This is a genomic window from Pectobacterium araliae (genome assembly GCF_037076465.1).
Classification (GTDB): Bacteria; Pseudomonadota; Gammaproteobacteria; order Enterobacterales; family Enterobacteriaceae; genus Pectobacterium; species Pectobacterium araliae.
Genome location: NZ_AP028908.1, coordinates 1,356,579 through 1,370,777, shown reverse-complemented (window position 1 = coordinate 1,370,777; position 14,199 = coordinate 1,356,579). Strand labels below are relative to the sequence as shown.

12 protein-coding genes and 1 pseudogene are annotated in these 14,199 nt (G+C 49.8%); 6 read left to right on the top strand and 7 right to left on the bottom strand.

The window, feature by feature from the left end:
* Positions 1 to 10 precede the first annotated feature (10 nt).
* Entirely contained in the window at positions 11 to 970 is a 960-nt protein-coding gene (locus tag AACH44_RS06115; RefSeq protein ID WP_261848861.1) for a YbgA family protein, read from the bottom strand.
* Between the two features lie 276 nt (positions 971 to 1,246).
* The gene (locus tag AACH44_RS06110) at positions 1,247 to 1,453 is read right to left on the bottom strand and encodes a YbfA family protein (protein ID WP_010299142.1); all 207 of its coding nucleotides are present in this window, start codon (positions 1,451 to 1,453) and stop codon (positions 1,247 to 1,249) included.
* Between the two features lie 503 nt (positions 1,454 to 1,956).
* Between AACH44_RS06110 and AACH44_RS06105 the strand changes: the two are divergent.
* Together AACH44_RS06105 and AACH44_RS06100 are read left to right on the top strand one after the other, a co-directional pair.
* Positions 1,957 to 2,115 (top strand): annotated as a pseudogene (locus AACH44_RS06105) (winged helix-turn-helix domain-containing protein); the annotation flags it as partial.
* An 82-nt stretch (positions 2,116 to 2,197) separates the two neighbouring features.
* On the top strand, positions 2,198 to 2,626 hold the full coding sequence (locus AACH44_RS06100) for an EamA family transporter (protein ID WP_261848860.1): 429 nt from the start codon (positions 2,198 to 2,200) through the stop codon (positions 2,624 to 2,626).
* A 63-nt stretch (positions 2,627 to 2,689) separates the two neighbouring features.
* Here AACH44_RS06100 and pgm read toward each other — a convergent pair whose 3' ends face one another.
* Complete coding sequence (pgm, locus tag AACH44_RS06095) at positions 2,690 to 4,333, bottom strand: phosphoglucomutase (alpha-D-glucose-1,6-bisphosphate-dependent) (protein WP_261848859.1); 1,644 nt, start codon at positions 4,331 to 4,333, stop codon at positions 2,690 to 2,692.
* Between the two features lie 126 nt (positions 4,334 to 4,459).
* Positions 4,460 to 4,990: a replication initiation negative regulator SeqA gene (seqA, locus tag AACH44_RS06090; protein ID WP_261848858.1), complete on the bottom strand. Its 531-nt coding sequence runs from the start codon at positions 4,988 to 4,990 to the stop codon at positions 4,460 to 4,462.
* Positions 4,991 to 5,273: 283 nt separating this feature from the next.
* Here seqA and ybfF point away from each other — a divergent pair, with 283 nt between their 5' ends.
* Positions 5,274 to 6,041, top strand: coding sequence for an esterase (ybfF, locus tag AACH44_RS06085; protein ID WP_261848857.1), 768 nt, complete (start codon positions 5,274 to 5,276; stop codon positions 6,039 to 6,041).
* Between the two features lie 292 nt (positions 6,042 to 6,333).
* Complete coding sequence (ybfE, locus tag AACH44_RS06080; protein WP_107168289.1) at positions 6,334 to 6,615, top strand: LexA regulated protein; 282 nt, start codon at positions 6,334 to 6,336, stop codon at positions 6,613 to 6,615.
* Positions 6,616 to 6,758: 143 nt separating this feature from the next.
* Here ybfE and AACH44_RS06075 read toward each other — a convergent pair whose 3' ends face one another.
* Positions 6,759 to 8,426 (bottom strand): methyl-accepting chemotaxis protein, encoded by a 1,668-nt coding sequence (locus AACH44_RS06075; RefSeq protein WP_261848856.1) that lies wholly within the window; start codon positions 8,424 to 8,426, stop codon positions 6,759 to 6,761.
* Between the two features lie 885 nt (positions 8,427 to 9,311).
* Here AACH44_RS06075 and fldA point away from each other — a divergent pair.
* Together fldA and fur are read left to right on the top strand one after the other, a co-directional pair.
* Complete coding sequence (gene fldA, locus AACH44_RS06070) at positions 9,312 to 9,839, top strand: flavodoxin FldA (RefSeq protein ID WP_261848855.1); 528 nt, start codon at positions 9,312 to 9,314, stop codon at positions 9,837 to 9,839.
* A 328-nt stretch (positions 9,840 to 10,167) separates the two neighbouring features.
* Entirely contained in the window at positions 10,168 to 10,617 is a 450-nt protein-coding gene (gene fur, locus AACH44_RS06065; RefSeq protein ID WP_261848854.1) for a ferric iron uptake transcriptional regulator, read from the top strand.
* Between the two features lie 63 nt (positions 10,618 to 10,680).
* Here the strand turns inward: fur and glnS are convergent, their stop codons facing one another.
* Positions 10,681 to 12,339, bottom strand: a complete 1,659-nt coding sequence (gene glnS / locus AACH44_RS06060; protein ID WP_261848853.1) for a glutamine--tRNA ligase — start codon at positions 12,337 to 12,339, stop codon at positions 10,681 to 10,683.
* 182 nt (positions 12,340 to 12,521) lie between these two features.
* Positions 12,522 to 14,018 carry an N-acetylglucosamine-specific PTS transporter subunit IIBC gene (nagE, locus tag AACH44_RS06055; RefSeq protein WP_261848852.1) on the bottom strand — a complete coding sequence of 499 codons (1,497 nt, stop codon included), beginning with the start codon at positions 14,016 to 14,018 and terminating at the stop codon, positions 12,522 to 12,524.
* Positions 14,019 to 14,199 lie beyond the last annotated feature (181 nt).

The following is a 14,199-nucleotide window of genomic DNA, read 5'->3' as shown; positions in this document are numbered from 1 at the left end:
GGCGGTCAAACTAGTGTCCGTAACGCAGGCGTAATGCTTCTGGGTACGGCTCAAAGTAACGCTGCTGAGCCAGATACGCATCGGGATATTCCGCCATGTAATGTTTTAGCAACGTGATAGGTGCCAGTAGCGGCTGCAAGCCCTGTCGATAACGATCGATCAGCTGCGCCAGCTCCTGCCGCTGTTGAGTATTTAGCTGACGTCGGAAATAGCCCTGTACATGCATCAGCACATTGGTGTGGTTACGTCGCGTCGCAGGTGTCGATAGCAGCTTCATCAACCGCATCCGGTATTCAACAATATAGTCTTCCAGTGATTCCCACTTATCGATCCCCGCAACAAACGGCCCCAGTTCGCGGTATTCCGGCTGGGAGTGCGCCAGCAGCAATAATTTATAGCGGCTATGAAAGGCAATCAACGCGCCACGACTCAACCCGTTTTGCCATAGCTGATTCAGTTCGTGCAGCGCATAAACGCGCTCAATGAAATTTTCCCGCAAGCCGGGATCTTGCAGGCGGCCGTCTTCTTCAACAGGAAGCCAGGGCATTTGCCGCATCAGCGCCTGCGTAAACAGGCCGATACCACTTTTACGCGCATCCTTTTGTGCTTCATTGTAAACCTTCACGCGTTCCATACCGCAACTCGGCGATTTGGCGCAGACGATATAACCGCATAAATGCTGAAGCTGACTGACTTTGTCAGCAGAAAACACCGTCATTTGCTGGGTGACATCCAGCGGTGAGCCATTGCTGGCACGTAGTGTGATGTGGTTTTCCCCTTCGCGTACCAGTCTGAGTGCCGGACGCGGTACGGGTAAACCAATCGCCATTTCCGGGCAGACCGGCTCAAAACGAAAATAGGGTGCCAGTTGTTCAGCGGCAAACGTCAAACGCTTGTGTCCACCATCAAACCGCACGGGATTACCGAGCAGACAGGCGCTGATACCAACAGGGATGAGTTCGAGCGTCATGATTTATCCTTATACCCGTCATATTTCAAGCTGCATGTGCGTTGGCATTCTGCAAACCCTCTTGACCAGCATAGCGGATTTCACCGCGATTCAGTGCAGTCACAGCAAAGAATAAAGCAATAAATCATAAGATTGGGGAGAAATAACGGAAGAACCGCCGGAGGGGAAAAGGGTAAACCGCGTCAAAACATCCTTAAACCAAGACTTCACCGATTCATTTTTCGTGTTTATCCGCCAGAGAGAGCAGATAAACACGAGAGACCTTAGACGTTGGCCTTAATAGAAATCGCAGGCGGCGGCTTCGGATTGCGCCATCCATACCGGCTTATCGCTGGTTTTCAGCCAGACACGGTGTAAATAGCTGTAAAAACGTGCCCGATCGCGGCGGAACAGCATCACTGGTAATGCCAGCACACCAATAGCAACCACGGCGGCGCGACGCAGGAGAATACGGTGCAAGGGATAAGTAGTATAAAGCGACATAACGATCCTCCTCTGGGATAAGCCCCCTTGTTCAGCGGTGCTTTTCATAACGATAAAATAAGAACTGTGATATTGGTTAAAATTTTACCGCTTTTCCTGAAAGCTTACTACTCATCTGACCAGTAAAAGATGAAATAATCGCCAATTATTTTCGTCATCACGTCATTAAGTTACAGTAACGTTAAAAATAAACTTAACATTAGTTAATTTATGGTTTTTAGATTGGATCACTCTATTCCCTCTCCTTTAATGTTCTCTTCTCGCTGCCTTCAGCTTTGCTGACGCCACAACGCCTACTTTTCATCCCATTTTTATACTTTTTTTACGCCCACAGACGGGAAATTTGCACCTTCTTTTCCTGCGTTTTCCTACCCTGACGTTGTCTATTTTGTTCTGGAAGTGTGTTGTGACGCTTAGCATCGTCTCAGGCGGCCTGTTCGTCTGTCTGATCCCGACCATGCTATCTGAAATCGGCGTGGCGGGGATGAGCCGGATGTTGGGGCCAACTGCTGACCCAGGTCTGGGGGCCAAACGCCGTCGAGCACAGCCACTATTTGCGTATTTATATGGGGCATCTGCGCCAGAAGCTGGAAAGCGCCACCCCGGCAAGACCGTGCCATCTCTTGACTGAAACCGCTATCGGTTATCGATTTATGCCGTAAAATCATCTTCCTGTATCAGGCTATGCCCGTGGAGGATCCCTCCCGCTGCACGCGCCTGCCTTTTCTTCAGGAATCCGTCGTCATGAGTAGTTGGTTAATTTATGCATTGTTGTCCGCGGTATGTGCCGCGATGGTCGCAATATTTGGCAAGATCGGTCTGCAAAATTTGGACGCCAATACCGCGACCGCGATTCGTGCCGTCATCATGGCACTTTTTCTGGTGGGTGTCGTGGTCGCGCAAGGTAAGCTGACGCTGGTCGGTGAAGTTATCGCGAATAAGAAAGCGCTGTTGTTCATTGTACTTAGCGGCGTCGCGGGAGCGCTATCGTGGCTGTTTTACTTTGTCGCGTTGAAGAACGGCAACGTCGCACAGGTCGCACCGATCGATAAGCTCAGCGTGGTCTTCGCCGTCGTGCTGGCAGTCATACTGCTGGGAGAAAAAATTTCGCTGATGGCAGGAGCCGGTGTGGCACTGATTTCTGTGGGAGCGTTACTTGTTGCCTTGGGATAAATACAGTCTACGTTTTATCGCTGCACAAGATTAAAAGGGCGCTGCAAGCAGCGCCCTTTTCACTTACTTAGCCGTTGCGAGTACTGCACTGACAATCTCTACCGCTTCTTTCTCGATGCGCTCGCGGTGTTCCACCCCGAGGAAGCTTTCACAGTAAATCTTGTAGGCTTCTTCCGTGCCGGAAGGACGCGCAGCAAACCAGCCATTCTCCGTCATCACTTTCAGGCCACCAATCGACGCTCCATTACCCGGAGCAGCAGTCAGGCGTGCGGTAATCGGATCGCCCGCCAGCGTGCTGGCTGCCACCTGTTCAGGAGACAATTTGGACAGCACCGCTTTTTGCGCATGCGTCGCAGACGCCTGAATACGGTTGTAGCTCGGTGCGCCAAAGCGCTGTGCCAGCTCATCGTAGTGCTGCTGCGGGTTTTTACCCGTCACGGCCGTAATTTCCGCCGCTAGCAGACACAGGATGATGCCATCTTTGTCCGTCGACCACGGCGTGCCGTCAAAGCGCAGGAAGGAAGCCCCCGCGCTTTCTTCACCACCAAAGCCAAAGCTGCCGTCATACAAACCGTCAACGAACCATTTGAAGCCAACGGGAACTTCCACCAACTTACGGCCCAAATCAGCCACGACGCGATCGATCATCGCACTGGATACCAGCGTTTTGCCGACAGCAACAGACTGCCCCCACTGCGGACGGTGCTGGAACAGATAGTTGATTGCCACCGCCAGATAGTGGTTCGGGTTCATCAGCCCTGCCGGGGTGACAATACCGTGCCGGTCATAGTCAGGATCATTGGCAAACGCCAGATCGAACTTGTCACGCAGCGCCAGCAGCCCGGCCATGGCGAATTCTGACGAGCAATCCATACGGATCACGCCGTCGTGATCCAGCGACATAAAGCGGAATGTTTGATCGACAGCGTCATTAACCAGCGTGAGATCCAGCTTGTAGTGTTCTGCAATGCGCTGCCAGTAGGCAATACCGGAACCACCCAGCGGATCAACGCCCAGTTTCAGACCCGCGCGTTGAATCGCCGCCATATCCACTACGCTCGCGAGACCTTCTACATAAGTCTGAACCAGATCCTGCTCGTGGACGTGTCCGCTTTTCAAGGCCTGATCCAGCGTGATGCGCTTCACATCACGCAGTTCATCTGCCAGCAACGCATTCGCGCGCGTCTCAATCACGCTGGTCAAGTTGGTGTCTGCCGGGCCACCGTTCGGCGGATTATATTTGATGCCGCCATCTTCCGGCGGGTTGTGGGACGGCGTAATTACAATGCCGTCCGCCAGCGCCCCCCCCTGACGATTGTGAACCAGAATCGCGTTAGACACCGCTGGCGTTGGGGTAAACCCATTATCCAACTGAACGATCACATCCACGCCGTTGGCAGCCAACACTTCCAGCACGGAAATAAATGCAGGCTCAGAGAGCGCATGCGTGTCTTTACCTACATAGCACGGGCCGCTGATGCCTTGCTTTTTACGCTCTTCAGCAATCGCCTGCGCAATTGCCAGAATGTGCGGTTCATTAAAGCTATGACGCCCCGCGCTACCGCGATGGCCAGACGTACCGAATTTCACCGCGTGCGCTGTGTTGCCGACTTCTGGGCGCAGCACATAATATTGTGACGTTAACTGTGCCACATTAATCAAATCGCTCTGCCGGGCAGGCTGTCCGGCCCTTGGGTGATTAGCCATTGGCGCTTCTCCCTAACGCTGTAGTTAGTGTAGTTAGATAAGTGGTTAATGTTATTCCCCTCATTCTTCGAACTGCCTGTGCGTTGGCTTCACGCAACTCGAATGATTTAGGGAATAGATAGATGATTAGATGGTTCCGCACACTTTTTCTGTCAGTTCCGCAGGGAACTGCATCGTCAACATGATGTGCTCAACCATGCTGCGTTTACGACCGGTATTCGTATTGGTAATCACCCAGTATGGCGTGCCTGGAATATGTTTAGGCTTTGTATGTGTGCCATGCTGAAGCAATGTTTGTTGGTCGCCCGCGAAATAGACTCGGGTACGGCCATGGAGCGATTCCGTCGCAGAAGCAAATTCCTGCGGCGATAGGGTATATAACGTGCACAGAACCAGCATAAAGCGATTAATGGCCTTATTCTGTTCGGCGTATTCATCCGACAGCAGCAGTTCACGAAGGGTTCGTACCCGATCGCGCGGGCTTGGCGCAGCGGCGGGCTGAGACGTTGCCGTTGCCTCTACCGCTGGCGTGGTGACTGGCTGCCCAGCAGTAAATTTCAGCATGCGCCGTAAAATATCCGATGCGCTCTCACCGATATGCTGTGTGTGGCTGGCAATATAACGATAAAGCTCTTCGTCGACTTCAATAGTTTTCATCTTTATCCAGTGCTGTTTTTACCCATTATCGTGCAAATTACAGAGACGTTTTCTTCTGCAACCCGACATCGATGGGTAGATGACTCAAATCAAAAGGATTATACAGGCGTTCAAACATTATCGAACAGCGGCATAACGGGACAATACCAAAAGTCAGACGATGCCCCAATGCCTTTCACATCCATTCAAGTAGCTATACGTGTCCCTTACCATTCCTTCAGTGACAACATTGCTTCTAAAGTCATGATACCCTAAGCCCATGTCTCTCTGAATGAACTTCACCATGAAATTGAATCATCGTAGGCTTTATGCGCACCAGCCCACAGATAAACGTCCTGTTGTCCTGATTCATGGCCTGTTTGGCACACTCGATAACCTTGGTGTATTAGGGCGGGATTTGCAAAATACGCATGACATCCTGCAAATCGATTTACGTAACCACGGTTTATCACCACGCTCATCACAGATGAACTACCCCGCCATGGCGGAGGATGTGTTGGCACTGTTAGATGAGCTGCATATCGAACGCGCTATCGTGATTGGTCATTCGATGGGTGGAAAAGTCGCCATGGCGCTCAGCGCGCTCATTCCCGAACGACTGGACAAGCTGGTCGCGATTGATATCGCGCCAGTGGATTATCACGTGCGCCGCCACGACACCATTTTCGCCGCACTACGTGCTGTAACGGAAGCGGGCCTGACATCACGAACCGAAGCGACAGCACTCATGCGCCAACACATAAAAGAAGAAGGCGTGATTCAGTTTTTGCTGAAATCCTTCCAGCAGGGAGAATGGCGTTTTAACGTACCGGTCTTGTGGGATGAGTACGAAAACATTGTTGGCTGGCAAGAGGTTCCGGCCTGGCAAGGGCCAATATTGTTCATTCGCGGCGGCGATTCCCCCTATCTGGACGATCGCTACCGCGATTCACTGCTGCGTCAGTTCCCGTCTGCGCGGGCGCATGTTGTCAGCGGAGCAGGTCACTGGGTTCACTCAGAAAAACCCGATGCGGTTTTGCGCGCTATCCACCGTTTTCTGGACATGAATTAACCAGACCATACTCACACAGGCGGATTCATGGCAACAGGGGCAGTTAACCGTTGTCGCCGCCAGTGCGGCTAGGGTATGATGGCGCTCGCAGTAGAGGGACGGCTGATTCAGCCACAAGTCATTGTAACCACTTCATCAAAGTGCACGCGTAATTTCCCAGCATGTTCAACAGATAGCCAAACCGCGCCCTGACAATTCTATTGCAGAGTGAGAGTAGGCATCGATTTTATCTGTAGGACGGAACGGGCAGCTCGGTGTATTTTGATCCGAATACCTTGCAGTATCATTACTTATGGCAAAAGAACAAACGGATCGTACTACACTGGATCTGTTCGCAGATGAGCGTCGTCCGGGCCGCCCCAAGACCAATCCGCTCACACGTGACGAACAACTAAGAATTAACAAGCGTAATCAACTACGTCGCGATAAAGTGCGTGGCTTGCGCCGTGTCGAATTAAAGATTAATAGCGACGCTGTCGATATCCTGAACAGCCTTGCTGAACAGCGGAACATTAGCCGCAGTGAATTGATTGAAGAGATGCTGCTCGCGCAGTTGGCCGAACAGCAGTCCTGATTGGCGTAACCCGATAGTTATACGCGGTGTTTATATAACGCAGCATTTATATAACATAGCATCACATCTTGTGCGGCGCCATTTCTGACACCGCCTGAACATTCACCCAAGAGTAAACTCGCTATCTCAGGCTAAAACGACGCTTAGAATTTTTCCCAGTTGTCGTTACTGGCTGGTAGCGCTTTGGCTGCACGCGGGGTAATCGCCTGCGTTTTCTGCACCGGTTTTGCCGCCACTTGCAGCCCTGATTGCGTATCGGACAGTTGGAACAGCGACACAGTTTGGTTCAACAGCGCCGCCTGCTCTTCCAACGACAAGGCAGCTGACGAGGCCTGTTCAACCAACGCGGCGTTTTGCTGCGTTACGCTGTCCATTTCCGCCACGGCCTGACCCACCTGTGCAATCCCTTTGCTCTGTTCTTCCGATGCCGACGCAATTTCTCCCATGATATCCGTCACGTTAGTCACCGCACGGACGATATCCTGCATCGTGTCTCCGGCATCGCTAACCAGGTTGGAGCCGGTGTCCACGCAGCGAACCGATTCAGAAATCAGCCCTTCAATCTCTTTCGCCGCTTGCGCACTGCGCTGCGCCAGACTGCGTACTTCGCCCGCCACAACGGCAAATCCGCGGCCTTGTTCACCCGCACGCGCCGCTTCTACCGCCGCGTTCAGCGCCAAAATGTTGGTCTGGAAAGCAATGCCATTAATCACGGTGGTGATCTCTGCAATTTTTCTCGAGCTGCCAGAGATTTCTGCCATGGTTTTCACCACGTTTTCAACGATTTCACCGCCCTTTTTCGCTGTTGTCGAGGCTTGTAATGCCAGTTGGCTGGCGTGGTTGGCGTTTTCGGCGTTCTGTTTCACCGTCGCCGTCAGTTGCTCCATGCTCGCTGCGGTTTCTTCCAACGCAGAAGCCTGTTCTTCGGTACGTGAAGACAGATCGTTGTTACCCGCGGCAATTTCAGAAGCGCCCTGATAGATGGAATCCGTGCTGTTTCTGATCGTGCTAACTGTACTGGCCAAACTCCCCTGCATTTCACGCAGCAGTGGGAACAAACGACCCACACAGTTATTACCAAAGTCCAGAATCGGCTTGCCCAGATGGCCGGAAGCAATCACGCTAAAGTGATAGCGCAGATCGTTTAATGGACGAACCAGGCACACCACCAGATAGCGGTCGGTCAGGAACAACATAATCAGGCCGATAACCAAGCCACTCAGCACAATGTTCTGTCCAACCGTGGTGATTTGTTCAAAACGGACACCCGCCGCAGCGAATTTTTCCGCACTGGCGTTACTGAATGCAGAGAGCGAAGCACCAAATTGACGGCTCAATGGCGGCACAACGTTTTTGGCCTGATCTTGGTAGTCATCCAGCGCGTTGGCAGCAGCCTTTTGATAAAGTGGCTCAACGCCCTGCACAACCAGATTATTCCAGTCACGGCTGACAGCCTGCACCAGCGCATCGTCCAGACTTGCGTGATCGATAGCATTAAACGCCACCAAATCAGATTTCAGTTTATCCAGCGCGACAAGTGCAGAAGCCTGCTCTTTATCCGCAGTGGCATTATCACCGCTGCGGCGAGCATCAACCGCACGCGCCAAACGGGTTACCATACGGAAATATTGATCGTTGCCCTGGTTGATAAAGTTCATGTTCTGAACTAGTAAGGTGCTGGTTTTCGAGGTCGCCGTCATCTCTTTAAAAGAGAACATGGTATATATTGATACGCCGCCCCAAAGAACACAAAAAATGCCCAGCACCCATAGCATAGCGGTTCTGATGGCAATATTTTTAATAAGTCCCATAGCTCACTCCAAATCAGGAAAATGGTTGAAAAGATTTTTATCGCTAATCAACCGATATGTATCAGAAAATTCACACCATGAAACAGGTCACTTCTCCCTAGCGTTCACATTTCACCGAGTTGAAAACTCAAAAACCACGCTAACTCATCGGCTAAATACAGAGAATATTTAGCATTCTTGCTATATTTATTAATATAATTTTTCGCACGGATAATACATTATTCTATTTTTATAAATATAAGGTTTTTAATCATAGGGTTGCAAGCGCATGTGCTGCACGACCACGTCCTACGTGCGTTGGCATGGATAGGCGATCAGATGGAAAAGTAATTTGAATGAAATTTCATTTTATTCTTTAACATCAGAAAGCTAAAATTTCCCCTTTAAAATTGTATCGTTTCAGCTGTAAATAGTTATAATTCTTATCTTCCTTTATTAGGAATGTTCCCGCGAAATGTTACAAATTTTCAATTCTATAAAAACATTATCTTTTGTAAGTATTTTAATTCCCACGAATAATAATGTACCGCTCCGTGATTTTTATTCTTCACAAACAAAAGCCTGCTTTTAATTACAAGCGGAATAAATCATAAAATAAAAAGCACATTCATAAAAAATGAAGTACCGTTACAAATGAATAGCCGCCGCTATGTTAAAGAAATATATCCGTAATCTCAGACGATAACATAGACCACATTGATTATAGGGAATTCAGTATCAGTAGAGATATTTTCGTTTTCTTACTTACCTTCGCATTTCACGCGATCTTGATTTACGCCTCCTTACCGATACGAGTTTCTCCCGATGTGAGTGTCTGTTATTATTAACAGATAAATGGGTGAAATATTACACCATACCATTAGGAATCAAGAGGTTATTCAATTCATGGCACTCATCGGAATATTCTTTGGCAGTGATACGGGCAACACGGAAAACATCGCCAAAACGATTCAACAACAGTTAGGCACCGACGTTGCTGATGTTCATGACATCGCCAAAAGCAGCAAAGAAGACCTAGAAGGTTTCGATATCCTGCTGCTGGGTATTCCAACCTGGTATTACGGTGAAGCGCAGTGCGATTGGGATGACTTCTTCCCGTCGCTGGAAGAAGTTGATTTCACGGGGAAATTGGTTGCTTTGTTTGGCTGCGGCGATCAGGAAGACTATGCGGAATACTTCTGTGATGCCATGGGCACCATTCGTGACATTATTGAACCTCGCGGCGCGACGATTATCGGTCACTGGCCAACAGAAGGCTATTACTTTGAAGCCTCTAAAGGACTCGCCGACGACAATCACTTCATCGGCTTGGCTATCGATGAAGACCGTCAGCCTGAACTGACCAGCGAACGTGTAACGACGTGGGTGAAACAAATCAGCGATGAACTGAATCTGAAAGAGTTGGTTGGCTAAGCCATTTTGGCCCTGATAGTTTCGATCAGGGCCAAAATAGTATTGATAGGTAAAACCTTTCATAATAATTGATACATTTTTTTAACTTCTATCAGTAAACCTGTACAATAATCCCATCGGTTTTATACGTGCTTCACTCTTTCTTCATTCATCAACAACGGACTGCGTGTATATCAGTAGTATGAATGGGGACAATATTGTTAACATTCCCTTGTTTTCATTTTGCATACGCGGTTCTATAATTGAGACGCAATTACATTTTTTGAGCCGACCGATGTCATAGGCTAGGCAGCCTCCATTGATAAGTAAGCAACAGGACTAAACCCGCATGACTGACAACAATATCGCATTAAAGAAGGCCGGCCTGAAAGTCACTCTTCCAAGACTGAAAATACTGGAAGTGCTACAGGATCCTGTCTGCCATCACGTCAGTGCGGAAGATTTATATAAGAAACTGATTGATATGGGCGAAGAGATTGGTCTTGCGACCGTCTATCGCGTACTCAACCAGTTTGATGATGCAGGTATCGTAACCCGTCATAACTTTGAAGGTGGCAAATCCGTCTTTGAATTGACGCAGCAGCATCATCACGATCACTTAATTTGCCTCGACTGTGGCAAAGTCATTGAATTCCGCGATGAATCTATCGAAGCGCGTCAGCGCGAGATCGCAGAAAGACACGGCATTAAACTGTCCAACCACAGTCTGTATCTCTATGGGCATTGCAGTGAAGGGGATTGTCGAGAAGACGAAACTCTGCACGATTCCACGCGATAAATCGACCGCATCAAAAAATAAAACCGCCGAGGCGGTTTTATTTTTATCTTCTACCTCGTGGCCTTAGCCTACCCAGGTATCGCGCAGACCAACCGTTCGGTTAAACACCAGATGTTCTGTGTTGGAATAAACACGATCGGCACAGAAGTAACCTTCACGCTCAAACTGATACGCTTTCTCTATTTCTGCCTGTGCCAAACTTGCTTCTACAAAACCTTGCGTAATTTTCAGTGAATCTGGGTTAATCGTCGACAGGAAATCCTCCGCCGCGCCAGGGTTCGCCACACTGAACAAACGATCGTACAAGCGGAATTCCGCTGGAACGCCATGCGCCGCAGAAACCCAGTGGATAACACCTTTCACTTTACGGCCGTCAGCCGGATCTTTGCTCAGCGTTTCCGCATCATAGCTACAGTAGATCGTGGTAATGGTGCCCTGCTCGTCTTTTTCAATGCGCTCGGCTTTGATCACATAGGCATTACGCAGACGCACTTCTTTACCCAACACCAGACGCTTGTACTGCTTGTTAGCTTCTTCACGGAAGTCAGCGCGATCGATGTAAACTTCGCGGCTGAATGCGACCTGACGTGAGCCCATTTCCGGCTTGTTCGGATGATTTGGCATCGCCACAAACTCTTCGTGCTCGGCTGGCAGATTCTCGATCACGACCTTGACCGGATCTAACACTGCCATCGCACGCGGAGCATTTTCATTCAGATCGTCACGGATACAGGATTCAAGCGCCGCCATTTCCACGTTATTGTCCTGCTTCGTTACGCCGATGCGCACACAGAACTCACGGACGGATGCCGCACTATAGCCACGACGACGCAAGCCTGAAATGGTCGGCATACGCGGATCATCCCAGCCTTCAACCACGTTTTCCACTACCAGCTGGTTCAGCTTACGCTTGGACATAATCGCGTATTCGAGATTGAGACGAGAGAATTCGTACTGACGTGGGTGGCAAGGGATAGTGATGTTATCCAGCACCCAGTCATACAGACGGCGGTTGTCCTGGAATTCCAGCGTACACAACGAATGCGTGATCCCTTCCAGCGCATCGGAAATGCAGTGGGTGAAGTCATACATCGGGTAGATGCACCACTTATTACCGGTCTGGTGGTGATCGGCAAATTTAATGCGATACAACACCGGATCACGCATCACGATAAAGGACGATGCCATATCGATTTTTGCACGCAAACAGGCTGTACCTTCAGCAAACCCGCCGTTGCGCATTTTTTCAAACAGCGCCAGGTTTTCCTGCACGGTACGATCGCGGTAAGGGCTATTTTTGCCCGGTGCCGTCAACGTGCCGCGGTATTCACGGATCTGCTCAGGCGTCAGTTCATCAACGTAAGCCAGTCCTTTACCGATCAGCTCAACCGCATAAGCATGCAGTTGATCGAAATAATCAGAAGAATAGCGAACGTCGCCGCTCCATGAAAAACCCAGCCACTCGACGTCACGTTTGATCGACTCAACGTATTCGATATCTTCTTTTACCGGATTAGTGTCGTCAAAACGCAGATTGCACTGCCCCTGATAGTCACGCGCGATACCAAAATTCAGGCAGATAGATTTGGCATGCCCAATATGCAGATAGCCGTTCGGCTCTGGCGGGAAACGCGTCTGAATATGATCATGCTTACCGGAGGCCAGATCTTCATCAATAATCTGACGGATAAAGTTAGTCGGGCGGGCTTCAGCCTCACTCATTCTTCATTCCTCAATGCTAAAACGACGTATAACCGACAATGATCCAACAAGCTACGCTGGGAAACAACCGTTAATTATTCATAACGAAAAAAAGGGGCGAGATTGCTCTCCCCCCCCTTAATGTCATCGACATGACACGGCGTTACACCACCACCGCCATTATATTACGCCTTGTCATACTATTATATTTTGTCATACTCGGCTTTCAGCGCAGTGGCGATCGATTCAGCCTGCGTACCCACGACAATCTGTACGCTTTGTTTATTCAGGCGAATCACACCCGCCGCGCCAAGACGTTTCGCCAGTGCATCATCAACCAGAGAGGAATCAGCCACGTTCAAACGCAAACGCGTGATACAGGCATCGATACCAATCAGATTGGCTTTGCCACCAAGCGCCTGCAAATACCCCTGTGCCAATTCAGCTGTATCGTTTGACTTCTTACCTGAAGATGCCTTAATCACGTCATAGCCATCGGCCTCGCTACCGCTCACTGCCAACTCGCGCCCCGGCGTTAACAGATTGAAACGCGTGATGGTAAAACGGAACACGACATAGTAAATGACGAAGAATACCAGCCCCTGTGCGAGCAGCATGTACCACTGAGTGGCAAGCGGGTTACGCGAAGACAGCACCATGTCCACCAAACCAGCACTGAAACCAAAACCAGCGATCCAATGCATGCTCGCAGCAATAAAGACGGAAACCCCTGTCAGTAACGCATGCAGGAAATACAGCACGGGCGCAACAAACATAAACGAAAATTCCAGCGGCTCGGTGATCCCAGTGAAGAATGAAGCAAACGCTGCCGCCAGCATAATCCCGGCCACTTTGCTTTTGTTCTCAGGGCGTGCGCAGTGGTAAATCGCCAGCGCGGCTCCCGGCAAGCCAAACATCATAATCGGGAAGAAACCCGCCTGATAACGTCCGGTGATCCCCACCAAGGCTTTGCCAGAATCGATAGACTGCTGACCCGCCAGGAAGTTAGGAATATCGTTGATACCCGCGACATCAAACCAGAACACGGAATTCAACGCATGGTGTAACCCAACAGGAATCAGCAAGCGGTTAAAGAAGGCGTAAACCCCGGCGCCAACCGAACCCAACTGCTGAATGTATTCGCCGAATGATACCAGAGCATTGTAAATGACCGGCCAGACGTACATTAAAATGAACGCGACCAGAATCATTAGGAAAGACACCAGAATCGGCACCAGACGGCGTCCGCTGAAGAACGACAGCGCTTTAGTCAATTCAACCTGACTGAAGCGGTTATACAGCTCAGCGGACATGACACCGACAAGAATCCCGATGAACTGGTTTTCAATCTTGCCAAACGCAGCGGGCACCTGTTCAACGGGGATGCGTTGGATCATAGCAACCACGGCAGGTGAACACAGCGTAGTCAGCACCAGATAACCGACAAAACCGGTCAAGGCTGCCGCACCATCCTTATCTTTCGACATACCGTAAGCAACGCCGACCGCAAACAGCATCGCCATATGCCCGATAATCGCCTCACCCGATTTGATGAGAAGTGCCGCCAACGCGTTCTCACTTCCCCAGCCAACCGGATCAATCCAATAACCTATCCCCATCAGGATAGCGGCAGCAGGCAGCGTCGCGACAGGCACCATCAATGCCCGACCGACTTTTTGTAAATAGCTCAGAGTACTCACTTTTCCCTCTCTTACCTTTGCGAGGTAAATGAAATGTTGTGGGGCAAACAAACCTGCCAATCAATTTCACTGCCGAAAAACTTCACTGTCGAAAGCTTCATTGTTAAAAAACATGGCCAGCGGTGGTTCCAGGGGGAGTGTAAGAAAAATAATTCGCTACACAAATTAAACCCCGTAATTA

Excerpts from the sequence above, each read along its gene's own strand:
- AACH44_RS06110 (WP_010299142.1), bottom strand. The coding sequence starts at position 1,453 with ATGTCGCTTTATACTACTTATCCCTTGCACCGTATTCTCCTGCGTCGC.
- ybfE (WP_107168289.1), top strand. The coding sequence starts at position 6,334 with ATGGCAAAAGAACAAACGGATCGTACTACACTGGATCTGTTCGCAGAT.
- seqA (WP_261848858.1), bottom strand. The coding sequence starts at position 4,990 with ATGAAAACTATTGAAGTCGACGAAGAGCTTTATCGTTATATTGCCAGC.
- glnS (WP_261848853.1), bottom strand. The coding sequence starts at position 12,339 with ATGAGTGAGGCTGAAGCCCGCCCGACTAACTTTATCCGTCAGATTATT.
- AACH44_RS06075 (WP_261848856.1), bottom strand. The coding sequence starts at position 8,426 with ATGGGACTTATTAAAAATATTGCCATCAGAACCGCTATGCTATGGGTG.
- pgm (WP_261848859.1), bottom strand. The coding sequence starts at position 4,333 with ATGGCTAATCACCCAAGGGCCGGACAGCCTGCCCGGCAGAGCGATTTG.
- AACH44_RS06115 (WP_261848861.1), bottom strand. The coding sequence starts at position 970 with ATGACGCTCGAACTCATCCCTGTTGGTATCAGCGCCTGTCTGCTCGGT.
- fldA (WP_261848855.1), top strand. The coding sequence starts at position 9,312 with ATGGCACTCATCGGAATATTCTTTGGCAGTGATACGGGCAACACGGAA.
- fur (WP_261848854.1), top strand. The coding sequence starts at position 10,168 with ATGACTGACAACAATATCGCATTAAAGAAGGCCGGCCTGAAAGTCACT.
- ybfF (WP_261848857.1), top strand. The coding sequence starts at position 5,274 with ATGAAATTGAATCATCGTAGGCTTTATGCGCACCAGCCCACAGATAAA.
- AACH44_RS06100 (WP_261848860.1), top strand. The coding sequence starts at position 2,198 with ATGAGTAGTTGGTTAATTTATGCATTGTTGTCCGCGGTATGTGCCGCG.